Annotated in this window: 30 protein-coding genes; all 30 read right to left on the bottom strand. The window is 37.5% G+C overall.

The features are described from left to right. Positions 1-244: 244 nt before the first annotated feature. A complete protein-coding gene (frr, locus tag MKY76_RS05515) occupies positions 245-802 on the bottom strand; it encodes a ribosome recycling factor (RefSeq protein ID WP_004269259.1) in 558 nt (185 codons plus the stop codon). Continuing rightward, positions 802-1,527 carry a UMP kinase gene (gene pyrH / locus MKY76_RS05510; protein WP_004269260.1) on the bottom strand — a complete coding sequence of 242 codons (726 nt, stop codon included), beginning with the start codon at positions 1,525-1,527 and terminating at the stop codon, positions 802-804. The genes frr and pyrH overlap by 1 nt, the downstream gene beginning before the upstream one ends. A 216-nt stretch (positions 1,528-1,743) precedes the next feature. Further along, a complete protein-coding gene (gene tsf / locus MKY76_RS05505; protein WP_257961805.1) occupies positions 1,744-2,631 on the bottom strand; it encodes a translation elongation factor Ts in 888 nt (295 codons plus the stop codon). A gap of 101 nt (positions 2,632-2,732) precedes the next feature. Further along, positions 2,733-3,452 (bottom strand): 30S ribosomal protein S2, encoded by a 720-nt coding sequence (rpsB, locus tag MKY76_RS05500; protein ID WP_004269262.1) that lies wholly within the window; start codon positions 3,450-3,452, stop codon positions 2,733-2,735. 156 nt (positions 3,453-3,608) lie between these two features. Continuing rightward, complete coding sequence (locus MKY76_RS05495; RefSeq protein ID WP_269898923.1) at positions 3,609-4,187, bottom strand: hypothetical protein; 579 nt, start codon at positions 4,185-4,187, stop codon at positions 3,609-3,611. 9 nt (positions 4,188-4,196) lie between these two features. Next, positions 4,197-4,499, bottom strand: a complete 303-nt coding sequence (locus MKY76_RS05490) for a hypothetical protein (protein WP_048391575.1) — start codon at positions 4,497-4,499, stop codon at positions 4,197-4,199. A gap of 23 nt (positions 4,500-4,522) precedes the next feature. Beyond that, on the bottom strand, positions 4,523-5,293 hold the full coding sequence (locus MKY76_RS05485) for a FliA/WhiG family RNA polymerase sigma factor (protein ID WP_036080567.1): 771 nt from the start codon (positions 5,291-5,293) through the stop codon (positions 4,523-4,525). 435 nt (positions 5,294-5,728) lie between these two features. Then, a complete protein-coding gene (locus MKY76_RS05480; protein ID WP_328012281.1) occupies positions 5,729-6,952 on the bottom strand; it encodes an amidohydrolase in 1,224 nt (407 codons plus the stop codon). Positions 6,953-6,980: 28 nt separating this feature from the next. After that, entirely contained in the window at positions 6,981-8,204 is a 1,224-nt protein-coding gene (locus MKY76_RS05475; protein ID WP_328016473.1) for an amidohydrolase, read from the bottom strand. A 22-nt stretch (positions 8,205-8,226) separates the two neighbouring features. After that, on the bottom strand, positions 8,227-8,628 hold the full coding sequence (locus tag MKY76_RS05470) for a nucleoside deaminase (protein ID WP_257961809.1): 402 nt from the start codon (positions 8,626-8,628) through the stop codon (positions 8,227-8,229). 371 nt (positions 8,629-8,999) lie between these two features. After that, positions 9,000-9,371: a hypothetical protein gene (locus MKY76_RS05465; protein ID WP_048391584.1), complete on the bottom strand. Its 372-nt coding sequence runs from the start codon at positions 9,369-9,371 to the stop codon at positions 9,000-9,002. After that, the gene (locus MKY76_RS05460; protein WP_004269269.1) at positions 9,371-9,874 is read right to left on the bottom strand and encodes a chemotaxis protein CheD; all 504 of its coding nucleotides are present in this window, start codon (positions 9,872-9,874) and stop codon (positions 9,371-9,373) included. Before MKY76_RS05460 ends, MKY76_RS05465 begins: the two co-directional genes overlap by 1 nt. Position 9,875: 1 nt before the next feature. After that, a complete protein-coding gene (locus MKY76_RS05455; protein WP_342557492.1) occupies positions 9,876-10,508 on the bottom strand; it encodes a chemotaxis protein CheC in 633 nt (210 codons plus the stop codon). Between the two features lie 9 nt (positions 10,509-10,517). Then, positions 10,518-10,964: a chemotaxis protein CheW gene (locus tag MKY76_RS05450; protein ID WP_004269272.1), complete on the bottom strand. Its 447-nt coding sequence runs from the start codon at positions 10,962-10,964 to the stop codon at positions 10,518-10,520. 27 nt (positions 10,965-10,991) lie between these two features. Continuing rightward, positions 10,992-13,064: a chemotaxis protein CheA gene (locus MKY76_RS05445; protein ID WP_048391586.1), complete on the bottom strand. Its 2,073-nt coding sequence runs from the start codon at positions 13,062-13,064 to the stop codon at positions 10,992-10,994. A gap of 15 nt (positions 13,065-13,079) precedes the next feature. Continuing rightward, positions 13,080-14,234 carry a chemotaxis response regulator protein-glutamate methylesterase gene (locus MKY76_RS05440; protein ID WP_081011047.1) on the bottom strand — a complete coding sequence of 385 codons (1,155 nt, stop codon included), beginning with the start codon at positions 14,232-14,234 and terminating at the stop codon, positions 13,080-13,082. After that, the gene (locus MKY76_RS05435) at positions 14,235-15,110 is read right to left on the bottom strand and encodes a MinD/ParA family protein (RefSeq protein ID WP_054550521.1); all 876 of its coding nucleotides are present in this window, start codon (positions 15,108-15,110) and stop codon (positions 14,235-14,237) included. It lies immediately after the preceding gene. Continuing rightward, positions 15,107-16,303: a flagellar biosynthesis protein FlhF gene (gene flhF, locus MKY76_RS05430; protein ID WP_342557491.1), complete on the bottom strand. Its 1,197-nt coding sequence runs from the start codon at positions 16,301-16,303 to the stop codon at positions 15,107-15,109. The genes MKY76_RS05435 and flhF overlap by 4 nt, the downstream gene beginning before the upstream one ends. After that, positions 16,300-18,333: a flagellar biosynthesis protein FlhA gene (flhA, locus tag MKY76_RS05425; RefSeq protein ID WP_036080453.1), complete on the bottom strand. Its 2,034-nt coding sequence runs from the start codon at positions 18,331-18,333 to the stop codon at positions 16,300-16,302. Before flhA ends, flhF begins: the two co-directional genes overlap by 4 nt. A 23-nt stretch (positions 18,334-18,356) precedes the next feature. After that, positions 18,357-19,445, bottom strand: coding sequence for a flagellar biosynthesis protein FlhB (gene flhB / locus MKY76_RS05420; RefSeq protein ID WP_048391594.1), 1,089 nt, complete (start codon positions 19,443-19,445; stop codon positions 18,357-18,359). A 1-nt stretch (position 19,446) separates the two neighbouring features. Next, the gene (gene fliR, locus MKY76_RS05415; RefSeq protein ID WP_048391595.1) at positions 19,447-20,220 is read right to left on the bottom strand and encodes a flagellar biosynthetic protein FliR; all 774 of its coding nucleotides are present in this window, start codon (positions 20,218-20,220) and stop codon (positions 19,447-19,449) included. Between the two features lie 4 nt (positions 20,221-20,224). Beyond that, the gene (gene fliQ, locus MKY76_RS05410) at positions 20,225-20,494 is read right to left on the bottom strand and encodes a flagellar biosynthesis protein FliQ (protein ID WP_004269285.1); all 270 of its coding nucleotides are present in this window, start codon (positions 20,492-20,494) and stop codon (positions 20,225-20,227) included. A gap of 13 nt (positions 20,495-20,507) precedes the next feature. Next, the gene (fliP, locus tag MKY76_RS05405; protein WP_342557490.1) at positions 20,508-21,173 is read right to left on the bottom strand and encodes a flagellar type III secretion system pore protein FliP; all 666 of its coding nucleotides are present in this window, start codon (positions 21,171-21,173) and stop codon (positions 20,508-20,510) included. Further along, the gene (locus MKY76_RS05400) at positions 21,170-21,853 is read right to left on the bottom strand and encodes a flagellar biosynthetic protein FliO (protein WP_009371154.1); all 684 of its coding nucleotides are present in this window, start codon (positions 21,851-21,853) and stop codon (positions 21,170-21,172) included. Before MKY76_RS05400 ends, fliP begins: the two co-directional genes overlap by 4 nt. A 4-nt stretch (positions 21,854-21,857) precedes the next feature. Further along, positions 21,858-22,220, bottom strand: a complete 363-nt coding sequence (locus MKY76_RS05395; RefSeq protein ID WP_004269288.1) for a response regulator — start codon at positions 22,218-22,220, stop codon at positions 21,858-21,860. A 21-nt stretch (positions 22,221-22,241) separates the two neighbouring features. Then, positions 22,242-23,465 (bottom strand): flagellar motor switch phosphatase FliY, encoded by a 1,224-nt coding sequence (gene fliY, locus MKY76_RS05390; protein WP_048391599.1) that lies wholly within the window; start codon positions 23,463-23,465, stop codon positions 22,242-22,244. Beyond that, complete coding sequence (fliM, locus tag MKY76_RS05385; RefSeq protein ID WP_004269290.1) at positions 23,458-24,453, bottom strand: flagellar motor switch protein FliM; 996 nt, start codon at positions 24,451-24,453, stop codon at positions 23,458-23,460. Before fliM ends, fliY begins: the two co-directional genes overlap by 8 nt. A gap of 31 nt (positions 24,454-24,484) precedes the next feature. Further along, positions 24,485-24,913, bottom strand: a complete 429-nt coding sequence (gene fliL, locus MKY76_RS05380) for a flagellar basal body-associated protein FliL (protein ID WP_004269291.1) — start codon at positions 24,911-24,913, stop codon at positions 24,485-24,487. Beyond that, positions 24,903-25,124 (bottom strand): flagellar FlbD family protein, encoded by a 222-nt coding sequence (locus MKY76_RS05375; RefSeq protein WP_048391601.1) that lies wholly within the window; start codon positions 25,122-25,124, stop codon positions 24,903-24,905. The genes fliL and MKY76_RS05375 overlap by 11 nt, the downstream gene beginning before the upstream one ends. Before the next feature lie 93 nt (positions 25,125-25,217). After that, a complete protein-coding gene (gene flgG, locus MKY76_RS05370) occupies positions 25,218-26,186 on the bottom strand; it encodes a flagellar basal body rod protein FlgG (RefSeq protein WP_103117583.1) in 969 nt (322 codons plus the stop codon). Between the last annotated feature and the right edge of the window lie 82 nt (positions 26,187-26,268).

Raw genomic sequence — 26,268 nt, 5'->3', positions numbered from 1 at the left:
TGTCTTTTTTTTCCCTCTAAATTGACTATGTATGTACTAGCTTATTTTAGAACTATACACATATTAAAGAATGAGTTTGTTAAATAATGATGATTGTATCATTAATGACCTTTTCACATTTATACATGCTCTCTATTTGAGTAAGCAATTTGGCTATGAATAATAAAGAGAAAAGACGTCCTGTTAAGTATAGGACGCCTTCATCTCATCAAAAAGTTCCATCATAGACGTGTAAAAGGTTTATTTACACCTCTAAAATTTCTTTTTCTTTATCTTTCGCTACTTGATCTACTTTCACAATGAATTCATCTGTTAACTTTTGAATATCTTCTCCATAGCCACGTAGATCGTCTTCTGTGATTTCGCCAGCTTTTTCAAGTTTTTTCAAATCATCATTTGCATCACGACGAACATTACGTACAGCAATTTTTGCATCTTCCGCTTCTTTTTTCACTTGTTTTACTAGATCCTTACGACGCTCTTCTGTTAAAGCAGGAATCATAAGACGAATGACAGAACCATCATTTGTTGGTGTGATACCAATATCTGATTTCATAATTGCTTTTTCAATATCACCTAAAATTGATTTATCGTAAGGTGTAATTACTAATAAACGAGCTTCAGGTATAGAAACACCCGCAAGTTGGTTAATTGGTGTTGCTGCTCCATAGTAATCAACCGAAATACGATCTAATAGAGATGCGTTCGCACGACCTGCACGAATAGATGCTAGTTCGCGTGAGAAAGCTGCGATTGTTTTGTTCATTTTTTCTTTAGCTTGTTCTAAAACTTGTTTAGCCATTATACATTCCTCCTAACAACTGTTCCGATTTTTTCGCCTTGTACAGCACGTTTAATGTTACCCGGCTCCGTAATTGAGAAAACAATTAGCGGGATATCGTTATCCATACATAAAGTTGAAGCCGTTGAATCCATTACTTGTAAGCCTTGTTGGATAACGTCTAAGTATGTGAGTGTATCATATTTAATGGCTGTCTCATCCACTTTCGGATCCGCTGAATAAACGCCATCGACATTGTTTTTAGCCATTAAAATTGCATCAGCATCAATTTCTGCTGCTCGTAATGCGGCAGTCGTATCAGTAGAGAAGAACGGATTACCTGTCCCTGCTGCAAAGATAACGACACGCTTTTTTTCAAGATGTCTAACTGCTTTACGACGAATGTATGGCTCCGCTACTTGAGTCATCACAATAGAAGATTGAACACGTGTTTCAATGCCTAATTTTTCAAGTGCATCTTGTAAAGCTAGGGAGTTCATTACGGTTGCCAGCATGCCCATGTAGTCCGCAGCAGCACGATCCATTCCCATTTCACTACCTATTTTCCCACGCCATATATTACCGCCACCTACAACAACAGCAACTTCTACATCAAGATCTACTACTTCTTTTACTTCTTCTGCAACAGACTTGATTATTTTTGGTGATAAACCGAAGCCCGCTTCTCCAGCTAACGCTTCACCACTTAGTTTAATAACTACTCGTTTATATTGCGGTACACTCATTGTAAACCTCCGTAAGACTTTATTTAAAACATCCCTATTCCCTTTTCCATTATAGTATATCTAACAATAATTGCTAGTTGTGAATAAGGCAGAATAGAAAATTATCTTCATTTTTTCATTCACTTCGGAAAAATAGGGAACACGCTATGTTGTGTTCCCCATTTTTTTGTCTAGATAATCTAGATATTATTTGATTAGAATCAAATGCAAGCTAAATTAGTTACCTTTAACTTGGCTCATTACTTCTTCTGCAAAGTTATCTTCACGTTTTTCGATACCTTCACCAACAGCGTAACGTACAAAGCCGTTTACAGAACCACCAGTTGAAGCTACAAAATCACGTACTTTTTGATCTGAGTTTTTAACGAAAGTTTGGTCAAGTAAGCAAACATCTTCGAAGTATTTACCAAGACGGCCTTCAACCATTTTTGCAACGATGTTTTCTGGTTTACCTTCGTTAAGAGCTTGTTCAGTTAATACTTTACGCTCACGTTCAACTTCTTCAGCAGAAACTTCATCACGAGAAACATAAGTTGGGTTGATTGCTGCAATGTGCATAGCAACATCTTTAGCAGCTGCTGCATCAGTAGAGCCTTCTAAAGTTACTAATACACCGATACGGCCACCCATGTGTAAGTATGAACCGAATGCATCTGCATCAGATTTTGTTTTAATTTCGAAACGACGAAGTGTAATTTTTTCTCCAATTGTTGCAATAGCAGTTGAGATTTGATCTACAATTTTTACGCCTTCAGTATTTGCAAGCTCTAAAGCAGCTTCAACTGATGCAGGTTTAGCAGCAAGTAATTGCTCAGCTAAAGATGCAACTAATACTTGGAATTTGTCGTTTTTCGCAACAAAGTCAGTTTCAGCATTTACTTCAAGGATGATTGCTTCGTTACCTTGTTCTAAAATATAAGTTGTACCTTCTGCAGCGATGCGGTCAGCTTTTTTAGCAGCTGAAGAAAGACCTTTTTCACGTAGGAAGTCGATAGCTGCTTCTAAGTCGCCATCAGTTTGTACTAACGCTTTTTTACAATCCATCATACCAGCGCCAGTTTTTTCACGTAATTCTTTTACTAATTGTGCAGTAATGTTTGCCATTTAGTGTTTCCTCCTCAAATTGGTTGAACATAATTTAATGATAGGTTCTAAAAAAGGTGATAAGGGTTTTGAGCCACTTATCACCTTTTTGTAAACGTGAATTACTCAGCAGCAGCTTCTACAGCTGGAGCTTCTTCTTCACCTTGTTTTGACTCGATTAAAGCGTCAGCCATTTTAGCAGTTAAAAGTTTAACAGCGCGAATAGCATCATCATTAGCAGGGATTACGTAGTCGATTTCATCTGGATCACAGTTAGTATCAACAATACCTACTAGAGGGATGTTTAATTTACGAGCTTCTGCAACCGCAATACGTTCTTTACGTGGGTCAACCACGAACATTACGTCTGGAAGATCGTGCATATCACGGATACCGCCTAAGAATTTGATTAGACGTTCGTGTTCTTTTTTAAGTTGGATTACTTCTTTTTTAGGAAGAACTTCGAAAGTTCCTTCTTCTTCCATTTTTTCGATTTGTTTCATACGTGCAACACGTTTTTGAATTGTACCGAAGTTTGTAAGAGTACCACCTAACCAACGTTGGTTGATGTAGTAGTTGCCTGAACGTTCAGCTTCATCTTTGATCGCTTCTTGTGCTTGTTTTTTCGTACCAACGAAAAGAACTTTACCACCGTCTTGACCAACTTGACGCATGAAGTCATAAGCTTCCTCTAATTTTTTTACAGTTTTTTGTAAGTCGATGATGTAGATCCCGTTACGTTCAACGAAGATATATTTCTTCATTTTTGGGTTCCAACGACGAGTTTGGTGACCGAAATGTACACCAGCTTCAAGTAATTGTTTCATAGAAATTACTGACATGTGAATTTCCTCCTAATATGTTTGGTTTTTATCCTCCGCATTTATCATCTACAACAAGCTACCCTAATCTTAGAGCACCACTTACTGCATCAAAATGCGTGTGTAGTAATAACACCATTTGCAACTATATCATAGCTTTGAACGATTCGCAACAATTTAGTGATGGAATTTCAGTAAAAGCTCGATTTCTGTTTTACCCTTTTGCAGTTGTTTAGCTATTTCCTCTGGTGATTTTCCCTGTTTTGCTAATTCTAGAGCCTGTTGTTCCACTGTCAGCAATTTTTCAGCTTCTTTTTGCTCCTCCACTTTTAGAGGTGAAGCTGTTTTCACCATTTTCGAGCTTGTATGTTGCTGACGTGAATAAGCATTTGCGACAATATTTTTAGGTACATAGATACGTGCATCTTTCTCTAAAGATAGAGAACTATCACTTTTCACCTCGTGTACTACAGGCAAAGTTGGCTGCTCCTGAGGTGTCATATATTGTTCCGTTTGCTGCAAGCTACTAGCAGCTATTTCCGACTGTGAGACACTTTGTAGCTCTTTAATAAGACGGTCATTTTCATCTTTCATTTCAGCTAAATACACACTAATGGTGTCGTCCATTTCTCTCATCAAACGTTCTTGCTTCTTTTCCAAATCTTTAAACTTTGCTAACTTTGTATTTAAAATGATAAGAAAGTAAAATGAAATTAGCTGTAAAAAGAATAGCACCGCTATTAGAATGGTTGTCATTGTAAACTCCTATCCACTAAAATCCACGAAATTCCCTTTAAACGGATGTTGTGCCTGTTTTTCTTGTTGATCCTTTTTTTTCTTTTTATGAATCCCTGTTAAATACTCACCACCTGCATCTTCATCCTCACTAATTTCATCCATACCTTCTGATGTGTTGACAATTTTTTGTTTGCGCTCTACTTCTTTTTTTAATGCTTCATTTGCATGTGCTTGTTGAGCCAATACTTGCTGCTGTGCCTGATCAACCATTTTTCCTGCTTCAAATGTTTTTGGAATAGCAATCTGTAACTCGACACCTTTTAAACTCATTGGAATCTCTCCCTCAAGGATATTTACGCATTAATCATTTCACTAGATAATAGCTTTCGTAGCTTTAATAGCGCTTTTGAATGAATTTGTGAAATACGAGAGGTTGATAGTTCAAGCATTTCACCAATTTCTGTCAAGGTTAACTCCTCCGTGTAAAATAAACTAAGGACAAGCTGTTCTTTTTCATTGAGTTTCTGAATATTTTCCGCAAGATCATCTAACAATTCTGATTTAATGATAGCTTGCTCAGGTGTTTTTGTTGTATCGTCTCGTATGACAAATGACTTGCCATCTGTTTCTTCTTGGTCCTGTTGTTCATTAATAGAAAGAACATTTGAAAAAAAATGCTCTTGCACAGTTTGATAAACATCTTCAACAGATACTTCCATATGCTCCGCAAGTTCCTCAGGTGTTACATGACGCATATATTTTTGTTCTAGTTGTTCAATTTGTGCATCTAATTTTTTGGCTTTTTCACGCGCTGACCGTGGTAACCAGTCTTCTTTTCGTAAACCATCGATGATGGCTCCTCTTACTCTAAACGAAGCATATGTATCAAATTTTAAATCTCTGTTAATGTCAAATTTATTTAATGCATCAAAAAGTCCTACCATCCCTAAGCTCGTTAAATCGTCTCGTGATACGCTTTTGGGCAGACCTGCACCAATACGTTGGACATGATAAGATACTAAAGAAATGTATTTTTTTATAAGTAAATCACCAGCATCGGGATCACGCTCATGTATCCAGCGATTCCACAGTTTTTGCTCATCGTTCAGAATTGGTTGTGTCATGAAATCCACCTCTCTAAAAAACGCTTTTTCACGCCTGTTTACTAACGACTACTTGCGCTCTTAAAATTTATCATTCAACAGGATTTCTTAGTTGTTTTTTATAAAAATCCACATTTAAGCTAATCTAGACGTGAGCCTGAATCGTTAAAGCCCGATAAGCAGTTGCCATCTTTCCTATATTATAACAAGAATCGACTATAATTTCATTTGTTTCTCTTAGTCTCTAATATATTCCTTTGTTTTTGAAAGACATAGAAAAACTGTATCCTAATTGTGTAATGACACTTGGATACAGTTGGATATGATTAAGCTTTTACTAAGAAGCTACTGAATTCTTTTGATTTAGTTTTAGCACTACTGTAGAGCAAAGAACAAATTAAACAAAAGAGCAATAATACCCAATAAAAAAAAACACTCTTTATAATAAATTATGCTTTAAATCGAACTAGAGACAAAGTTTCCATTGAATATAGTTGCCTTACGTAGAGATCTTCGAGCAATTGCTTCAGCAGAGCAAGAAGCCTCCACAAACACCATATTTGCACTATCTCCCACTTTTGGCCATGTTTGCTCACCTGATTGATTGAGTGGGGTTTTTCCCCCTGTAATAAATTGAAGGGTTTGGGCTAATGAGCGTTCATCTCCCCAACCTGAGCGTTTTGCCAAACGACCAGCTCGTTCTAATAAATCTCCGTTACCAAATGGGGACCAAACATCAAAGATATTGTCGCACCCAATTGCAACGGGTACTCCTTTACTGTGTAATAAACCAACAGGTGGAAACTTTCTACGCAGGGGGACACTCGTCACAATCGTAATACCTGCATCACGTAAGATGTCCGCCATTTCTTCTGCCTCAGAGTGTGAAACATCTCCTAGCCCAAAGGCATGGCTAATGGCTACTTTGCCTTGTAAACCAGCTTCCTTTGTTAATTTGGCTAATCTCTTCATTGTAAAAGTACCCAATTGATCTGGGTCATGCAGATGCAAGTCAATCCCTGCGTTTCCTTCAACAGCGAGTTCCACCATTTGTTGTAAGGAAGCCTCAATATCTCCATCCACAGTAGCTGGATCGACACCTCCTACAAATCCTGCCCCAAAACGTAGAGCCTCCCTTATTAAATTGGTTGCCTTTGTTCGTAATAGACCATGTTGAGGAAAGGCAACGATTTCATAAGACAACTTTCCTTCAAAATTTTGTAAAGCTTTTTGAACCTCTTCTAAATTTTTCAACCCTACCTCAGGATATAAATCCACATGCGTACGTACATGTGTAACTCCAAACTGGACATAACGACTAAGTAGTTTCTCAGCGCGTTGTTGCGTAGTTGTATGTAAGGTTGGAAGTACCTCTTTTTCAATTTCACAACGTTCAAAAATATTATTCACTGGTGTGACTGCCCGCCATTTGTCGCTCAACAGAGTTTTATCCAAATGACAATGTTTTTCTATAAATGAAGGTAGTGCTAATAGCTGTTTCATATCTTTTTTTGGATAATCATCATCTAATAATAGGCTATCAGCAGAAACTATTTCTGCAATTTTCCCATCTTTAATGAATAGATGAGAACAAGCCGAGTTCGTTTTAGTAATCGTGTCGTTTTCAAAGTGATAATCTGTTTCAAGACGTACATTTGTTAACCAAAAAGTAGAATTCATTTCAGATTTATCCTTTCTTCTTCAAAAATTAAAGCTCACCCGCAACTATTTTCCCTGTAAAGAGCACCGCCACTCTTCTTGCTCTTCTTGCAACTGCTTCTGCGGAGCAAGTTGCATCTACAAACACGACATTCGCCATATCTCCAATTTTCGGCCATTGGGGCTGTCCATCCTTGTTTAAAGGTGTTATGCCTCCAGCAATATACTTTAGACTTTGACTAAGTGAACGTTCATCACTTAAGCCAAAGCGTTCAGCTAGCGTGCCTAGTTTTTCTAGGCTGTCACCTATACCAAACGGGGACCAGTGATCTGTAATACTATCTTCACCCAAAGAGATTTGAACACCTTTTTGATCTAATAACGGAATAGGAATGGTATGATCCAATGGAACAGACGAAGTAATGTCAATACCGTGATGAGCTAGTAACGCTGCCACTTCACTTGCTTCATTAGTTGAAACATCGGCTAAGGCCATGGCATGACTAATTGTCACTCGGCCATGCCAACCCGCTTCCTCCGTTAATGCAGCTAATCGTTTAAAGGTAAAAATACCAAGATGACCAGGATCATGGATATGCAAATCAACATTTGCATCAGCTTCTACCGCTAATTCCATCACCGTTTGTAAGGATTTTTCTATATTTTCATCAATCGATGCAGGGTCTACACCGCCTACTAGAGACGCTCCACTTCGCAAAGCTTCCCTTACTAAAGAAATGGATTTACTACGTAAGAGGCCATGTTGTGGGAAAGCGACAACCTCTAAATCAACTTTATCTTTGTAAGCCTCTTTAGCTCTTAAGACTGCTTCTAAATTTTTCAACCCAATAAATGGATCAATATTACAATGCGTACGAATATGTGTTGATCCTGCATGTATAAGCAAATCTAGTAATTTTTTTGCTCGTTCCTCTGCAACAGGCAATAATCCTGGCAGTAGAATCTCTTCTTCTTTTAATCTTGTAATAAGACCTTCTGTGGGAATCGAAGGAGCCTTCCATGGTCCACCAAAATAGGTTTTATCTATATGAATATGCATATCTCTAAAAGAAGGGAGCATTAAGTAACCATGTGCATCTCGCTTAGGCAAATCAGTTTTTAAAGGCTGATCTACGCTAAGAATTTGGTTTATTTCACCACTTTCTACTTGTACATTAAAAAGAGCAGTTTTTGTTCCTATAACGACCCCATTATCGTAATGATATCCTGTTTCTAATCGTACATTTGTTAGCCAATACGCTGTTGGTATCATTGATTGAACCTCCCGAAATTTATTAAAGATTGATAGCTAGATGAACCATTTGAATGGCCCTCTCCTGATGGGGTAAAGAAAGTTCATGATAGATATAATCTTGACTAGGATTATTAGCATTAAAATAATAAACTGTAGAAATTTTAGAATAGTAAATGGCACTCAAACACATAGGACAAGGTTCTGTACTTGCATACATTTCACAACCTTCTAAATTGGTCGTTTTCAGTGCGTGACAAGCTTGACGGATTGCTTGAATCTCTGCATGATTCGTCAAATCATTGGTGATTGCAACCTCATTTACACCAGAGCCAATAATCTGTCCATTTTTAACTACAATTGCACCAAAAGGAGCACCATGTTTTGTTCTTTCATTTTCTTTAGCTAACTCAAGTGCTTGTTTCATAAAGTCATGAGATTTCATGTCGTTCCCCTCCTAGAAAAAGCGAAATTCTCTTTTCTTTTTATATATTGAAATGGACCATTTATTGGAAATATGCTACTGCCAATACATCCTCCTGTGAAAAACTAAGCACTGCCGCCTGAGGTGTTTCTCTTACAAGACCAGTAAATGGTGCCATAATCAATATCTTTTCAGTTGATAAATTCCCCGGACAAGCTACATTTTTATATTTTGGAGTTTTTAGATTTAAAGCTATTTCCTTTGTATAAATATGCTAACATGAGGACTATATATATGAATAATATAAAAATAATTAATTTCACTTAAGTTTTTCGTATACTACAAACTCCAAAGCCAAAATAAAAAAGAGTCGTTAGTCACGACTCTTACTTTTACGCATTTACTTGTTGATCTTCTTCTCGATTCATCATCGTTCTTACTACTTGTGCAATTTCCTCGGAATTTTCATCTTGAAATTCAACCGTGGAATTAGCTATTGGCACTTCTTGTTTTACGCCTTCTATTGATTCAAGTTCCTTTTCTTCTCTATCGACTTCAACTGCTTCCTCATCTTCCTCTGGTGTAAACAAGATGTAAGCAATTAAAAAACGTACAATAAACATTACAAAAAATGCGATGATTGCTACAATAAAAGAGCCAATCAGGATTCGCAGAGGCGTAAATGGTTTTTGAAATGTACTAAAAAAATAAATAGAAAAGGCAATTAATGCTCCCCATAGATTGTAAAATATAGAACCAAACATTAGATTTCACTCACTCCCTGGTTAACTGTTCGGATATGTAATATCGACGTTGCAGGATTAAATTCAATCGTTCTACCACTATTTCCACCAGTATCCTCGGCCACTAAAGGGATGCCCTGCCTCTTTAATTCATTTTTGACAGCTTCTACATTGCGGGGACCAATACGCATTGTATCTTTGTCGGAAGTAAATTGGAACATCTGCGCACCCCCTGCAATTTTTGCCTTGAGTTTAAATTTTTGAACGCCTTCTAACTTTAGTAAATCAATCATTGCAGCAATCCCTGAATCTGCAAATTTCGCGACATTGATTGACTCAGCTCTTCCTAAACTTGAATCTGGTAACATCACATGGATTAAACCAGCAATTTTTTTTGACTCATCATACAAAATAACACCAACACATGAACCAAGACCAGAAGTTCGAATCGTGTTAGGTAGCTTTACTACATCCATTTGTGCAATTCCCACTTTAATCACTTGTCCACTACTATTGGTTAACATATCACGAAACCCCTAATGCTTTAAAAATGGCATCAAACGAGTCAGGATCTGGTAGTAGGAAGAAATGGCCCCTCACCGTTTCATGGTCTTCCACACCTTCTTCAAAAATGGATGTATTTATCACAATAACATTATCACTGACATGAGATAATTCTATTAAACCAATGCTTATTATAGCTCCAAACATATCAACACTTAGACCTGGCACAGTTGGATAAATTTTTAAATTAGTAAAATCCGATAAGGCAGATAAATAGGAGCCCGATAAAATATTACCCATTTCTTGCATAGCTGATAAACCTAACTCTGAAACAGGTCGTTTTTTAAAGTCAAAAGATTCATCGAAAATAAGCCGACGTATAAAGCGGTTTGCTTGTTCGATAGGTAAAATAAAGAACATACTTCCCTCTGCATCACCTTCAATACGAAGGTAAATGCCAACAACTACGTTTTCTGATCCGCCAGCCAACTCCATCATATCGTTAAAGGACACCATCTCTACCTTTGGAACACGCATATCAATTTTTTTCCCAAGTAAATTGGAAAGTGCTGTCGCGGCATGCGCAGCACCGATGTTTCCAATCTCCTTTAATACATCTAAATGTAGTGATGTAATTTTTTGATTAAATGTCATTATCGATCCCTACTTTAGTGGATTTAATACTTTTTCTAAATGTAATAAGATTAATAATCGCTTCTCTACTTTAGCAACGCCTGAAATAAATTCTTCTTCAAGTGAGCCAACGACTTCTGGTTGCGGTTCAATAGCACTTGCAGGAATATCGATAACGTCGTTAGCGGAATCCACTACAAAGCCTACTTCCATATCTTCTAATGAAATAATAATAATGCGTGTTGTTTCTTCATGTTCAGAAATAGGTAATTCAAAACGTTCACGTAAATCCACAATTGGTGTGACAACACCTCGTAGATTGATTACACCTTTTACGTATTTCGCTGTTTTCGGTACACGAGTAATATGCATTAATTTCTCAATTCCTTGAACATGGGACACTGGAATTGCATATTCTTTATCTGCTAACTGAAAAACTATTACTTTAATACTTTCTTGCTCCACTGCATTTGTCATACTTTACACCTCTCTTATTCATTCACCTTATTTAATTAATGCGTTGCAATCTACAATTAAGGCTACTTTACCATTGCCTAAGATTGTTGCTCCTGAAATGGCAAAGATATTTGTTAAGTAATTTCCTAAAGACTTCAAGACAATTTCTTGTTGGCCAATGAATGAATCCACCACTAAACCAGCAAGTTTTTCACCTTTACGGACGATCACTACTGAGTGGAATTCTTCATCTTGATGCTCTTGACGAGGTACCTCAAAGATTTCCTCTAAGAATACCAACGGCACAACTTTGCCACGGAAGTCGATTACTTTTTGATTATGCGCATTCATAATCTCTGATGAACGGATAATAGATGTTTCAATAATAGAAGATAGTGGAATTGCATAAATTTCCTTTTCAATCTCCACAAGCATAACTGAAATAATTGATAATGTCAGTGGTAATTGAATCGAGAAGATGGATCCAACATCCTGTGTTGATTCAATTGAAATATTGCCACCTAGTGATTCAATCGTTGTTTTTACAACATCTAAACCTACTCCACGACCAGATACATCTGAAATAACATCTGCAGTGGAGAAGCCTGAAGCTAGAATAAGCTCATTAATTTGTTTATCAGACATTGAATAGGATTGTTCTTGTGTAACAATACCTTTTGAAATAGCTTTCGCTAATACTTTTTCTCGATTTATACCCGCGCCATCGTCTTCAATTTCAATAAAGACGTAATTTCCGCTATGATAGGCACGCAATACGACCGTTCCTTCTTCAGGCTTGCCTTTTGCACGACGAGCAGTTGGATTCTCAATGCCATGATCCACAGAATTACGAATCAAGTGAACAAGCGGATCTCCAATTTCATCAATTACTGTACGATCTAGTTCGGTTTCAGCACCAATAATTTCAAGGTTGATTTTCTTATTTAAATCACGTGATAGCTGACGAATCATTTTCGGGAAACGATTGAAAACTGTTTCTACAGGTACCATTCGCATTGTTAAAATAATAGTTTGCAAATCACCCATCACACGACTCATACGCTCTACTGTTTCATTTAGTTCGCCATGATTTACTTCAGTAGAGATAGATTGCAATCGACCACGATCAATGACAAGCTCTTCAAACAAGTTCATTAAAATATCTAGACGTTCAATATTTACACGAATTGTTTTATTACCTACAGGTGCATGATTTTTGTCAGCCTTGGAAGGTGTAGCTTCTTTAGCAGGTTTTGCAACAGGCTCGGCTTTAGCAGCAGGCGTATTTGTTGGTATTGCGGCTACCTCAGCCACTGCTGTTGCAGTCGCTGCTACTTCTTGGTGCGCTTCAAATACTTTTTCACTAAATTTCCTTTGGTCAATTGTAGTCACAATAACCTCATCAACTTCAGAAACTTTCATTAGCTTTTTCTGCATATCCTCAGCTGTTGTTTTTGTGACAAAAGCTACATAAAATTGTTGATCAAACTGCTCATCTTCTAGCTTTTCAACAGATGGACTTGATTTAATGACATCCCCATCTTTTTCTAAAATCTCAAACACCATAAATACACGTGCTGCCTTAAGAAGGCAATCCTCACGTAATGTTACTGAAATTTCAAAAGCATTAAAGCCTTGTTCAGCCGATTGTGTAATGACTGTTTGTTCAAACGAATCATATTCTAATACACTTTCAACAACCGGTGCAGCAACCGTTGCTACCACCTCTGGTATTACTTCCTCACCTAGTTCTATACGCTTTAGTTGTGCGACAGTTGAGGAAACATCACGCTTACCATCTCCACCGTTAGCAATATCCATTACCATTTCTTCTAAATGATCAACAGATTCAAATACGACATCTAAAATTTCAGGTGTAACATGAATCTTCTCGTTACGGATGGCATCTAAAACATTCTCCATTTTATGGGTTAAATCTGCTAAATCTTCGAAGCCCATTGTGGCAGACATACCTTTTAATGTGTGTGCAGAGCGGAATATTTCCCCAACAATTGCCAAATCGTCTGGATTTTTTTCTAATTCTAATAAATGTTCACTACACGCTTGTAAATGCTCTTTACTTTCTTCAATAAACATCTCTAAATATTGATTGACTTCCATAAGAGGACACCCCTTTTAAGGCAAATATTTCATTATTGTTTGTGCAATATCATCTACATCTGCAACTTCATCAACAAGTTGCGTTTCTACTGCTGCTTTTGGCATACCATATACAATGCAAGTTTCAGCTGATTCTGCAATAGCAATGACATTGCCAGTATTTTTTAATGCTTTTAGACCATTAGAGCCATCATGACCCATACCTGTCATAATCACTGCTACTTTATCAAAATCTTTATATTGACTAACATCTTCGAACATTACATCTACAGAAGGTCGGTGGCCAGATCTTGGTGCTTCTTGATTATCAAGAACAATGCCAAAAGTTGTCCCTACTTTTCTAAGTTTTAAATGATATCCACCTGGTGCAATATAAGCTACTCCATTTTGCAAAATATCGCCCTGTTCAGCTTCTTTAACAGAAATTTCACTTAGCTGATCAAGTCGGTTAGCAAGCGATTTAGTAAATCCAGCAGGCATATGCTGTACAATTAATATAGGAGCTTGAATAGACTTAGGAATTTTAGTAACAACCTCCTGAAGTGCGCGAGGTCCTCCTGTTGATGTGCCAATTAACACAATCTTCTTTCCTATTTTACTCCATTCTACCATTGGTTTAGTTACGGCTACCTTAGTAGAAACAACATTAGTAGACGTATTTGTTCGTCCATGCTGTTGTGGTTCCTTTATTACGGTACTCACCCTTGTCACTTGTTCTTGTTGTCGTTTACTACCAGAAGGTTTTTTCAATTTGGAAATTGGCACCGTTGCAGCTTGTTCCACTTTGTGCACAAGTTCATTTTGAATTTTATGTAAATCAAGGGAGATGGTCCCGCTCGGCTTGGCAACAAAATCTACTGCCCCGCCCTCAATTGCAGCAATTGCATTTTCTGTCCCACGTTGAGTGGTACTTGAGAGCATTACTACAGGAACTGGACATTGTATCATAATTTCTTTTAAAGCATCGAGCCCATTCATTTCAGGCATCTCAATATCCATTGTCACAACGTTTGGCTTCAACGATTGTATCTTTTTGATCGCATCTTTTCCATTTCGAGCTGTTCCAACTACTTCCACCTTCGAGTTGCCAACAAAAAAGTCACTAATTAGCTTTCTCATAAAAGCAGAATCATCCACAACTAAAAGCTTGCTTTTATGCAAAAAGTCCAATTAATCACGCCCTTTCGAGAAAATACTTCTAAGTTTCGTTAAAAATTTTTTCGTTGTTTGATCATGTGCATGTATTTCCCCCGCACGTTGCTCCATAAAACGAACGACTATAAGTTGCAATGTCTTTGATATTAATGCGTCTGGATAAGCAAGTGAGAATGGCACTTGCTCGCGCACTGCCTTACGCACAACAGGGTCTTCAGGTAATGAACCAAGAATGATCGTTTCTTTGTCTAAAAAACGTTTCATTGTTAACTGTAAACGTTCATTCGTTTCTACTCCTTCTTCTTTACTGAAAGCGCGGTTACAGAGAATATAAAACTGCTTATCTGGATCTCGAACATGAATATATTTCATCATGGAGTACGCATCTGTAATAGAAGTAGGTTCCGCTGTTGAAATGACGATAATTTCATCAATAGATGTGAGTAAATCTAACGACCAATTAGTAGCACCAGCGCCCATATCAAATAAAATATAATCATAGTTTTTTTGAAGTTCTTCAAATGCTTGAATAAGTCGTTCAAACATACTATGAGACCAATCAAGTACACTCGTCATACCTGATCCACCTGAAATATACCTTAAATCGTAAGGCCCTTCAAATATTACCTCATCTAGTAGCTTATTTCCTTCTAAGTAATCTTTTAAACTATAAGAAGCATTTTTCCCAATTAAGATATGGATATTCCCCATCCCAATATCCATGTCTACAATGACAACTCTTTTTCCCTTTTGGGCTAAAGTCATGGCAAAGTTCATTGTGAAGTTACTTTTACCTACTCCACCTTTGCCACTTACAACTGCAATCGCTCTACCTAGTTCGCCTTGCTGTTTCATCATTTTTAAGCGTAATGCTTCAGCTTGGTCTCTCATTTTTCTTCACCTTGAAAAAACAAATTAAGTACTGCTTCTAAATCAGCTTCTTCAATATCTTCTGGTACTTCTTGACCATTCGTATAGTAAGCAAGTCCTTTATTATATTTAATCATTAAATTGATCATTGTGCCAATAGAATTTGTTTCATCAATTTTTGTAAAAATAAATTTTTGAATTGGTAATTGCTTAAATTGATCTACAATATTCTCCATATCCCTTTCTTTCGTTGTCATTGCAAGCACTAAATAAGATTCTGCATGATCATCGAATTTTATGAGGCGTTGGAGATCATCAACATACTTGACTTCTTTATAATTTCGACCAGCTGTATCAATAAAAACCAAATCTAAATGTGATAATCTCTGGATTGCTTGTTCAAAATCTGTTGCATTGTAAGCAATTTCTACAGGAGCTTGTAAAAGACCAGCATATGTTTTAAGCTGCTCTATTGCCGCAATCCGATAAGTATCTGTCGTAATAAAGCCAATCTTTTTCTTTTTTTCTAACACAGCTCTAGCAGCCATTTTAGCAATAGTTGTAGTCTTACCAACCCCTGTTGGCCCTAAAATGTTTATATATTTTCTTTCGTAGGATAATCCTCCGACTGGAAGTACTTCTAGCTTCTTACGTAATAAATTTTTTGCTATCAATTTACATTGTGAAAAATTTATTTCGGATGCTTCTCTAAAATGCATAAAAAGCTCATCACCTATCGTTGTGATGAGCTCTTCACTTAGCTCTTGCTGTCTTAAGTATTCAATGAAGGGTAAGAGTTCATCGGGATATTGAGCTTGGGTAGTCTTTTTATGCATCGATTGCATTAATGATTTTAAATCAGCAATTTCTTTTCTCAATTCTTCTGACATGCTAGCGTCCTCATGTACTGCTACTACATCAAGGGGTGGTTCCTGATGCATTTTTGCTTGAATAGCATTTGTAATCTCTTGTAACCTTGCATTCTCTTTTTTTACTACAGGCAGTACAGCTGGTGTTGGAACTGAAGCCACTTGCTGGGGCTCCATTGCATCAATACCCGCAACCACTTCAAAACTTTTCTTTTTTATCATGCCAAAAAATTTCTTTGTGATGACGACTTTTGAATTTAAAATGACTGCGTCCTCACCTAATTCTGCTCGCACTTGCTTCATCGCCTCTGGTATGGATGATGCATAATACTTTTTCATTTTCATTGAACATTCACCACCCCAACACTTTGAATTTCAACCGAAGCATCCAATTCATTATAAGATAGAACCGGAATTTGTGGGAAATAACGCTCCGTTAGTTGTCGTAAATACATCCGAACGGCTGGCGAGCATAATATAATAGCTGATTGCTCCATAAACGAAACACGCTCTACTTCCGCTGCAATAGTTTCTAATACTGTTTGAGAATCTTGTGGGTCCATAGCTAAATAATTACCGTGATCCGTTTGTTGGATACTATCAGCAATCATTTTTTCTACTTTACCTGAAACCGTAATCACCTTTAATACTGAACTATCCCCAACATATTGTGCTGTAATTTGACGAGCTAATGCTTGACGCACATATTCAGCTAAGATATCTGTATCACTCGTTAATTTTGCATAGTCTGCAAGTGTCTCAAAAATAATAGGTAAGTTACGCACTGATACATTCTCTCGCAGAAGCTTACCCAGTACCTTTTGGATTTCTCCAGTAGATAAAGGTGCAGGTGTTAATTCTTCTACTAAAATTGGATGGGATTCGCGTAAGTGATCGATTAACTGCTTTGTCTCTTGACGGCCTAATAACTCATGAGCATTTGCTCGAATTATTTCAGTTAAATGTGTTGACACCACACTTGGTGGGTCCACAACTGTATAACCATACATTTCCGCATCCTCTTTTACTTGCTCTGTAATCCATTTAGCTGGTAATCCAAATGATGGCTCGACAGTATCAATACCCTCAATAGAATCATCGTCTCCAGGGCTCATCGCTAAATAATGATCTAGTAAAAGTTCGCCTCGTGCCATTTCGTTCCCCTTTATTTTAATTCGATATTCATTTGGTTGAAGCTGAATATTGTCTCGAATACGGACTACTGGGATCACGATACCTAACTCCAAAGCAAGCTGTCGACGAATCATGATCACACGGTCTAATAAATCTCCACCTTGAGCGGCATCTACTAAGGGAATTAATCCATAACCAAATTCGAATTCAATAGGGTCCACATTTAATAAATTCACAACATTCTCAGGGCTCTTCATGCCGTCAGTAGCCACTTCTTCTTCAATCTCCTGTAATTCTTCTTCATCCTCTGGCTTCTTACGTTCCATCATATAAGCTCCCGCAATTAATGAAAGACCTATTGGCAGCGTTACCCAGTTTGGTATTGGCGTAAATAGCCCTAGTAATACAATGGTACCTCCTGCTACATAAAGCAGCTTAGCTTGAGCAAATAATTGGCCTGTAATGTCTTGACCAAGACTACCTTTAGAAGAGGCTCGTGTTACGACAATCCCTGTAGCAGTCGAAATAAGCAAGGCAGGAATTTGGGATACAATACCGTCCCCAACTGTTAGTTTCGAAAAATGTGTTGCTGCTTCTGCAAATGGAAGCCCCATTTGTACAACGCCAATGATGATACCAAATAATAGATTGATAATAACCATTACCATTGAAGCGATGGCATCCCCTTTTACAAATTTCGTGGCACCATCCATTGCACCGTAAAAGTCCGCTTCCCCTGCAACTTTTTCACGTCGCTCGCGCGCTTCTTTTTCGGAAATAATCCCCGCATTTAAGTCAGCATCAATACTCATTTGTTTACCTGGCATCGCATCAAGTGTGAAACGTGCCGCTACTTCTGCTACTCGTTCTGCACCTTTTGTAATTACAATAAACTGAATTAACACTAAAATTAAGAAGACGACTAAACCAACAAGTATATTTCCTCCAACTACGAAATCACCAAAAGTTTCAACGACCGAACCTGCATCTCCATTTGCTAAGATGGCACGAGTAGTGGAAACACTTAGTCCTAATCGGAACAAAGTTAATAGTAAAATTACCGAAGGAAAAATGGAAAAATCCAATGCTTCTTTCATACTCATTGCTGTGAGCAGTACAATTAATCCTAATGTAATATTAATGACAATTAAAAAACTTAACATCCACGGAGGAAGAGGGATGATGAGCATCGCAACGATTAAAATAACCGCACCTAAAACCCCAATATCGCGAACTTTCATTTGTGTCCCTCCTACAAAAAGCCTTAAATTTTTCGCTTAATACGGTAAACATAAGCGAGTATCTCTGCTACTGCTTTGAAAAATTCTTCTGGTACCTGATCGCCTATTTCTACCTGGTCATACATAGCTCGTGCTAAAGGTCGATTTTCAACCATTATTACATCATGTTCTTTGGCGATCAGTTTAATTTTTTGAGCAATAAAGTCTGTCCCCTTTGCAATAACACGAGGAGCATCCATACTGTCCTCATTATATTTGAGGGCAATTGCATAGTGAGTAGGATTGGTAATAACTACATCCGCACTCGGAACCTCTGACATCATACGTCTCATCGCCATCTCACGTTGGCGTTGTTTGATTTTTGATTTGATTAGGGGGTCACCCTCACTATTTTTATATTCATCTTTAATATCTTGCTTAGACATTTTAAGATTTTTTTCATACTCATGTTTTTGATACATCCAGTCTAAAACGGATACACAAAGTAATACTAAAGAAGCTGCTATACCCATAATACCAACAAGCTTCCCTACCGTAATGAGCGTCATCCATGGACTTTTAAACGATAACGCCAAAACTTCTGGTAAGTTTGACCAAATAATAATTGTTGTAACACTTCCGATAAAACCAATCTTTAAAACAGACTTTATTAACTCCACAATGGCTTTGACAGAAAATATCTTTTTTAACCCTTTAATAGGGTCCATCTTTTTCAAATCAAACTTCATTGGCTCTAACGTAAAAAGAAAACCAAATTGCAAAAAGTTACCTGCAAGTGCTCCGACAAATGCAATTGCCATAATGGGCACAATGATAAAAGCCATTTGAATCAAAGTTTCTGTAAATAGGTGCATCACACTATCAATAGTCAGTGATTCGATGCGTATGTTATGAATAAAGGTTTGCCTGAAAAAAGCTAATAGCTCGTCACGCAAAGAGCCTGCAAAGAAAAACAAAAAGATAAATACCATTAACATTACAATGGCACTAGAAATATCTTGACTCTTGACAACTTGCCCTTTTTTCCGAGCATCCTGTCGTTTCTTAGGGGTTGCCTTTTCTGTTTTTTCACCCGCAAAAAATTGTAGCTCTAAATTCAGTAGTAGTCTCATATTATCCACCACCTAAAATGGCCATTAAATCACGCATCCCATAAATCATAATCGTAATAAGCTTTTGAATAACTTGAATCATAACGGCCATCATTGTAAATAATACTAAAAAACTAACACCAATTTTAATAGGAAAACCGACAACAAATATGTTTAATTGCGGTACTGTTTTTGCAGTGATCCCTAAAGCTAAATCGACCAAGAATAAGGTCGCTACAACAGGAGCAGCCATCTGGAATGCTATGGCAAAAACTGCTGTGAAAGTTGTGATAATAAATTGAGGAAAGTTTTCATTCATAAAACTAGGGAATTGATCCATCGGGAAAAATTGATAGCTGTAGTAGATTCCATTAAGAATCATATGATGGCCATCAATCGCTAACAATAAAAGCAGTGCTAGCATATTAAAAAACTGACCGATTAATGGACTTTGAGCACCTGTTTGCGGGTCAATTATATTAGCAATGGCAAAACCCATTTGAAAATCGATAAAGCTTCCTGCAATTTGAATTGCGGACATGATGATATAGCCCATTAGACCGAGTAATAGTCCAACTAGTGCTTCTTTCACCACTAATAATATGTAATCATCATTGAATGCAAATGGCTCAACATCAATTGTATAGTACATCATCCAAGCTAAAACCAGTGCGAGAGTAATTTTGACTTGAGGTGGAATGGTTCTATAGGAAAAAAAAGGAACCGTAGCAAAAAAGGCTGAGACACGTACAAGTACTAATAAGAAAACCGTTAAATGCGGAATTAATTCATTCATGTACTCACCCTATATAACGCGTTAAATTCTCGAATATGTCTCTCGCATAGCTTGTAACTTGAGATAGCATCCAAGGGCCAAAGAATACGATGGCCACTAAGACAGCAATAATTTTTGGTACAAATGCTAACGTTTGCTCTTGTATCGAAGTTGTGGCTTGAAAGATACTTACCGCTAAACCCGAGATTAAAGCAACTAATAGTAGCGGACCGCTTGTTAGAAGGATAATCATTATAGCACGCTCTGCAATGGAAATAACCAACTCACCTGTCATACTGTATCATCCCCTAAAAACTTTGTAGTAACGATTTCATAACGAGATACCAGCCATCAACCAGTACAAATAATAATATTTTAAATGGCAATGAAATCATTACTGGCGGTAACATCATCATCCCCATCGACATTAATGTACTTGCGACAATCATATCGATCACTAGGAATGGAATAAAAATCATAAAACCAATTTGAAATGCTGTTTTAATTTCGCTTAAAGCAAAGGCAGGTACAAGCATAGTCAGTGGGATTTCCTCCACTGATGCTGGTTTTTCTGCTTGATTATATGTTAAAAATAAATCAAGATCTTTTTGCCTAGTATGCTTACTCATAAACTCTTTAAATGGCACACTAGCACGGTCATAGGCTTCTTCTATACCAATTTCTTCAGCAAACAATGGTTGTAATGCCTCTTTATTGACCTCTTGAAAGGTTGGTGCCATGATGAAAAATGTTAAAAATAGTGCCAGCCCAATGATCACTTGATTTGGTGGCATTTGCTGTGTTGCCAATGCTGTACGCACAAATGATAAGACTATGACTATACGAGCAAAGGATGTCATTAAAATTAAAATACTTGGTGCAAGTGATAAAACTGTTAGTAACAGTAAGAGCTTTACAGATGTAGAGACATTCGTTGGATCGCTGTTGGAAAAAATATTGATTAAATCACTCATTTACCATCCTTCTCCTTCTGCTTCCATCTCTCTATCTCATCACTACGCTCCTGTTTTATTTCTGATAGCTTTTTTTCGAATAGATTGCCAAATGAATCCTGCTTTTGCTGCTCATTTTGCACCTTCGCGCTATCTTTTCTCTTAAACTTAGAAAATACTTCTGCAATATACGGTGATGTTGCTGCAAATTCTTGTCTTTCGTTATATAGGGCTAAAAGAGCTTCAACTTCTTCAGGATCTGTAATTTCTCGTAAAAGTTGAACGTCTTCTCCGACCCCAACTAAATACAATGTTTTACCTACCTGTAAAAGCTGAACTGACTTTTGTGCACCTAACGATAAACCGCCTAAATTTTGTACCATTTGATTACGTTGGAAGTTTAAATTTCGTTTATTTAAAAACTTCATCAATCCATAAAATAAAGCTACAACAAAAATAAGCGCCAAAACCATTTTTATGTATTCCCATGCAGATATATCTCCAGCTGCTGTTACAGTTGTTTCTTGTTTAGCAGCTGGATCAGTCGTATCTCCATTACAAGCTTCTGGGTCTTTAATGCAATCCGTGACACTATTTGTATCAGCGTCTGCATAGACAGAAGTCGGTGTCGGGTACAAAAACAGGAAGGATACAAGAAATGCGAAAATCATCGTTAAACGAAATGATTTTAACATTTTCATGCAATCATCCTAGCGCTTTTTGAATCGCTTCAATTACACGATCTGCTTGGAAAGGTTTTACGATAAAGTCTTTCGCACCAGCTTGAATCGCATCGATTACCATTGCTTGTTGCCCCATTGCTGAACACATGATTACAGTTGCACTTGGATCTGTTCCCTTAATTGCTTTAAGAGCTGCAATACCGTCCATCTCTGGCATTGTGATATCCATTGTTACTAAATCTGGTTTTAGTTCATTGTACTTTTCGACAGCTTGTAAACCATCTGCTGCCTCTCCAACAACTTCAAATCCATTTTTTGATAAAATATCCTTGATCATCATGCGCATAAATGCAGCGTCGTCTACAATCAAAATTCTTTTAGACATGGTTAACTCCTCCAATTGAAACTATCTTAAATTATTTAAACGCTCTGCTTGACTTAAAACATCTGTAATACGGACACCAAAGTTTTCGTCAATAACAACGACTTCCCCTTTAGCAATTAAACGACTATTGACTAAAATATCAACCGGCTCTCCCGCTAATTTATCCAGTTCAATAATTGAACCACTTGATAGTTCTAAAATCTCTTTAACAGAACGTTTCGTACGTCCTAACTCTACAGTAACTTGCAATGGAATATCAAGTAGCATATTTAAATTTCTAGCTTCAGATTGAGAGATTACATTTGTATCGAAGCTAGCAAACTGCGCTTGTTGCACATTTACAGGTTGTGCAGGTCTTGCTGGTTGTGCAAATTGTTGTGGCTCCTGATAAATCGGTTGCTGCATCGGTGCTGACTGCTGTTGATAAACTGGTTGTTCAGATGGTGGTGCTACAGGTATTTGCTGTTGAACAGGCGGTGGTGTAACTGGTGGAGCCTCAGGTGCAATAGTTGCTGCCACAGGTTCCTCAAACACTCCTGTTTCACCTAATAATGATTTTACAATATTTTGACTAAATTTAAGCGGTAATAATTGCATTAAATTCGAATCAATTAAATTACCAATTCTTAATCTAAATGAAACTTTCACCAGCAAATCGTCTTCTGGGATATTTTCTCGACCTTCATCTTGCGAGATGTTCATTAAATCAATTGTCGGTGGAGAAATATCTACTTTTTTGTTGAAGACCGTCGACATAGATGTAGCAGCTGAGCCCATCATTTGATTCATAGCCTCTTGAACAGCACTTAGCTGAATTTCACCTAAGTCTGGCTTCGGATTTAATCCATCGCCACCTAACATTAAATCTGCGATAATTGCTGCATCAGATTGTTTAATAACAAGTAAATTCATACCTGTCAAACCAATTGTATATTCAACTTGTACAGCTACATATGGATGAGGAAATTCCTCTTCTAATTTATTACGATTAATCATCGAAATACTTGGAGTTGTAATATCTACTTTTTGACCCAATAACGCTGAAAGAGCTGTGGCAGAGCTACCAAAGGATATATTGCCTACCTCTCCTAATGCATCTTGTGCAAACGAATCAAGGTAATCCTCCACTCGTATCTCATTTATTTCTTCATTTGTTGAAGCATCAGTGTCGTTGTTTTTATCTCCCAACGTCTCGCCCCTTAATAGCGCTTCAATTTCTTCTTGGGAGAGCATTTCATCACTCATCTTCGTCTCCTCCTTTCAAAGGGTCGATAATCTGGATTGCTAATTTTTTGCCCTTTTTACCTGGTTGAACAGTGAACTTCGGCAATGTACCTACTTTTAGTAGTAATGGCGCTTCAATTTTTTGATCTAACTGTATGACATCCCCAACTTGCATTGTTAGGAAATCTTCAATAGTGATGTCCGTTAATCCTAATTCAACTGAGAGTGGTAATTGGGCTTGTTTCACACGTGTTTCAAGCATTTTTGTTTGCTCTGGTGACATCTCTTTCGTATTGGTTTGCATCCAATAGCGAACCGAAAGATTTGGAACAATTGGCTCCAATACAACATGCGGAATACAAATATTAATCATCCCGCTTGTCTCACCAATTATCGTATTTAATGAAATTACGACAACCGTTTCATTAGGTGAAATCATTTGTAAAAATTGTGGATTTACTTCAAGTTCCACTAATATAGGATCAATTTCCGCAACATTTTCCCATGCTTCGCGTAAATTGTCGAATGAGCGTTCAAAAAGGTTTGTCATAATTTTTGTTTCTATTTCCGTTAGGTTATCTACATTACTATGACTTGCCCCACTACCGCCCATTAGGCGATCTAACATCGAATAGGCAATATTCGGATTAATTTCCATCAATATATTACCATCTAATGGTGGCACTTCAAATACATTAATGAGTGTCATATTTGGAATGGAACGAACAAACTCTTCAAATGGTATTTGGTCTACTGATGCAACCGTAATTTGTACATAGCTTCTAAGCTGTGCAGAGAAAAAGGTTGTCAATAGTCGTGCGAAATTTTCATGTATTCGGGTCAAACTTCGGATTTGATCTTTTGAGAATCGAAGTGCTCGTTTAAAATCATAAACTTTAACCTTACGTCCCTCGTCCTCTTTTTTTATGTCATCCGCTGACATTTCCCCTGTCGATATAGCGGAAAGCAGCGCATCTATCTCGGATTGAGATAACACATCTCCTGCCATTTGCCCACCTCCAATTCAAGCAGTTTCTGTTTTATTGAGTAATGAAGGAGGTAAAATATACTTCCTGGACTTCTCCCTCTTGCATCAACTCATTTAATCTTGTTTTTAATGATTTTTGGAATATTTGTTTCCCTTGCTTACCTTCTAAGTCCTTTTGCTCCATTTCAGAAAGCTCTTGAATGGCGATATTTTGCACTTGGAAAACGCGCTTTGTTAATTCTGCAGCAGCATCTTTGCTTGTCGTTTGAATTTTCAATGACAAGCGAACAACTCTTTTATCTGCAAGATTTGTCGTGATCTCTGGTATCTCCACTGTTGCCTCTACAATCTCATCAATGGACGGCTCAACAGCTCCTGTGGGTTTATTAAATTGCGTAAGCAATACAAACAAAATAACCCCAATCAGAATGACTGCTACTAGTAAAATAATAATCATTGTTAGCATTTTATTATTCTTCATCTTCTTCACCTCGTAGATGCGGGTTGGATAGTATTTGTATATTGTTATAAAAGGCAGTTACCTTTTGTCGCACCTCATCTTCACTCTCTAAAACAATTAATTTTGTTCCAGTTGTTAATGTAATAGTCGTATCTGGAAATGATTCGACTGTTTCTATGTATAAAGCATTTAATGTAAATGCTTTGCCATTTAGACGTGTTAGTTCAATCATGAATTAGGGCCGGGTCTAGCATGAGAGCCGGCCCGACCCTCCCTCATATGAAAATATGTTTGTTAAAGCGTCCGTTTTGAAAGGACTATTTTATTATCGTTTTAAGTTTACTAGTTCTTGTAACACTTCATCTGAAGTTGTAATAATACGTGTGTTCGCTTGGAAACCACGCTGTGCAACGATCATCTCTGTAAACTCTTCTGATAAATCAACATTTGACATCTCTACTGTCCCAGGTACTACTTTACCCATACCTGCAACAGTGGCTACTTGTGCATAAGCAGCTCCTGAGTTAGCTGTTTGTTGGTAATAGTTGCCTCCTACCTTAGCTAAACCCCCAGCATTCGGGAATTTAGCCATAATCAGCTGTCCTGCCCATTGACGATTACCATTTAAGTCTACATATTCAATCGTACCATTTGCTCCTATACTAATCTCTTTAGCAGTTGTTGGAATACGAATTGGACCAACAGTTCCATCATCAGGTGTTAATACCCCATCATCATCGAATAAGTTTGCACCTTCATCACCTGAGGCAACTGGTGCCTCATCTGGATTAATACCATCATCATCAGCTTCCATTACAATTTCATCTCCAGCAGATACACCTACTAGATATTTACCATCAGCATTAACTAAATAGCCATTGCTATCCATATAAAACACACCATTACGAGTAAATAGGGTATTGTTGAAGCCATCTTCATCAATAAAGCCACTATCAGGGTCTGGAGCTCCATTTGCATCGGCGACCATGAAGAAACCATCTCCTTCAATCCCTAAGTCAAGTCCTCGACCAGTCCCTTGTAATGAGCCACCACCATGTATTGTATCAATTGCTGCTAATTGGGCACCTAAACCAACTTGTTGTGGATTCACTCCTCCTCGCGTAGCTGTTGCTGCGGATGCACCTGCCTGCGTTTGAGACATTAAATCTTTAAAATTTACACGCCCTTTTTTAAAGCCAATTGTATTAACGTTCGCTATATTATTACCAATTACATCCAGCTTTGTTTGGAAGTTTTTAAGACCTGAAATACCTGAGTACATAGAACGTAACATATGTTTTCGTTCTCCCTTCGTTTTATATAGGGTGAGCCTCTATCAGTCAGCTCACCAAGGCTTCCTTACGTAAGAAGGTCCA

The organism is Lysinibacillus sp. FSL P4-0201, assembly GCF_038593425.1.
GTDB lineage: Bacteria > Bacillota > Bacilli > Bacillales_A > Planococcaceae > Lysinibacillus > Lysinibacillus capsici.
Note: the sequence above shows the minus strand (reverse complement) of the source record. Positions and strands in the feature narration are given on the sequence as shown.

Bases quoted from the DNA above. Each gene is read 5' to 3' on its own strand.
- fliQ (WP_004269285.1), bottom strand. From the start codon at position 20,494: ATGACAGGTGAGTTGGTTATTTCCATTGCAGAGCGTGCTATAATGATT.
- flgG (WP_103117583.1), bottom strand. From the start codon at position 26,186: ATGTTACGTTCTATGTACTCAGGTATTTCAGGTCTTAAAAACTTCCAA.
- frr (WP_004269259.1), bottom strand. From the start codon at position 802: ATGGCTAAACAAGTTTTAGAACAAGCTAAAGAAAAAATGAACAAAACA.
- tsf (WP_257961805.1), bottom strand. From the start codon at position 2,631: ATGGCAAACATTACTGCACAATTAGTAAAAGAATTACGTGAAAAAACT.
- fliM (WP_004269290.1), bottom strand. From the start codon at position 24,453: ATGGCAGGAGATGTGTTATCTCAATCCGAGATAGATGCGCTGCTTTCC.
- fliL (WP_004269291.1), bottom strand. From the start codon at position 24,913: ATGAAGAATAATAAAATGCTAACAATGATTATTATTTTACTAGTAGCA.
- MKY76_RS05445 (WP_048391586.1), bottom strand. From the start codon at position 13,064: ATGGAAGTCAATCAATATTTAGAGATGTTTATTGAAGAAAGTAAAGAG.
- MKY76_RS05455 (WP_342557492.1), bottom strand. From the start codon at position 10,508: ATGACATTTAATCAAAAAATTACATCACTACATTTAGATGTATTAAAG.
- MKY76_RS05395 (WP_004269288.1), bottom strand. From the start codon at position 22,220: ATGTCTAAAAGAATTTTGATTGTAGACGACGCTGCATTTATGCGCATG.
- MKY76_RS05435 (WP_054550521.1), bottom strand. From the start codon at position 15,110: ATGAGAGACCAAGCTGAAGCATTACGCTTAAAAATGATGAAACAGCAA.
- MKY76_RS05485 (WP_036080567.1), bottom strand. From the start codon at position 5,293: ATGACACAACCAATTCTGAACGATGAGCAAAAACTGTGGAATCGCTGG.
- flhF (WP_342557491.1), bottom strand. From the start codon at position 16,303: ATGAAAATGAAAAAGTATTATGCATCATCCATACCAGAGGCGATGAAG.
- pyrH (WP_004269260.1), bottom strand. From the start codon at position 1,527: ATGAGTGTACCGCAATATAAACGAGTAGTTATTAAACTAAGTGGTGAA.
- MKY76_RS05490 (WP_048391575.1), bottom strand. From the start codon at position 4,499: ATGAGTTTAAAAGGTGTCGAGTTACAGATTGCTATTCCAAAAACATTT.
- MKY76_RS05495 (WP_269898923.1), bottom strand. From the start codon at position 4,187: ATGACAACCATTCTAATAGCGGTGCTATTCTTTTTACAGCTAATTTCA.
- MKY76_RS05400 (WP_009371154.1), bottom strand. From the start codon at position 21,853: ATGAAAATGTTAAAATCATTTCGTTTAACGATGATTTTCGCATTTCTT.
- MKY76_RS05480 (WP_328012281.1), bottom strand. From the start codon at position 6,952: ATGAATTCTACTTTTTGGTTAACAAATGTACGTCTTGAAACAGATTAT.
- fliR (WP_048391595.1), bottom strand. From the start codon at position 20,220: ATGAATGAATTAATTCCGCATTTAACGGTTTTCTTATTAGTACTTGTA.
- flhB (WP_048391594.1), bottom strand. From the start codon at position 19,445: ATGAGACTACTACTGAATTTAGAGCTACAATTTTTTGCGGGTGAAAAA.
- MKY76_RS05475 (WP_328016473.1), bottom strand. From the start codon at position 8,204: ATGATACCAACAGCGTATTGGCTAACAAATGTACGATTAGAAACAGGA.
- MKY76_RS05375 (WP_048391601.1), bottom strand. From the start codon at position 25,124: ATGATTGAACTAACACGTCTAAATGGCAAAGCATTTACATTAAATGCT.
- fliY (WP_048391599.1), bottom strand. From the start codon at position 23,465: ATGAGTGATGAAATGCTCTCCCAAGAAGAAATTGAAGCGCTATTAAGG.
- MKY76_RS05450 (WP_004269272.1), bottom strand. From the start codon at position 10,964: ATGACAAATGCAGTGGAGCAAGAAAGTATTAAAGTAATAGTTTTTCAG.
- fliP (WP_342557490.1), bottom strand. From the start codon at position 21,173: ATGAGTGATTTAATCAATATTTTTTCCAACAGCGATCCAACGAATGTC.
- rpsB (WP_004269262.1), bottom strand. From the start codon at position 3,452: ATGTCAGTAATTTCTATGAAACAATTACTTGAAGCTGGTGTACATTTC.
- MKY76_RS05465 (WP_048391584.1), bottom strand. From the start codon at position 9,371: ATGTTTGGTTCTATATTTTACAATCTATGGGGAGCATTAATTGCCTTT.
- MKY76_RS05470 (WP_257961809.1), bottom strand. From the start codon at position 8,628: ATGAAATCTCATGACTTTATGAAACAAGCACTTGAGTTAGCTAAAGAA.
- flhA (WP_036080453.1), bottom strand. From the start codon at position 18,333: ATGAAAGTTCGCGATATTGGGGTTTTAGGTGCGGTTATTTTAATCGTT.
- MKY76_RS05460 (WP_004269269.1), bottom strand. From the start codon at position 9,874: ATGTTAACCAATAGTAGTGGACAAGTGATTAAAGTGGGAATTGCACAA.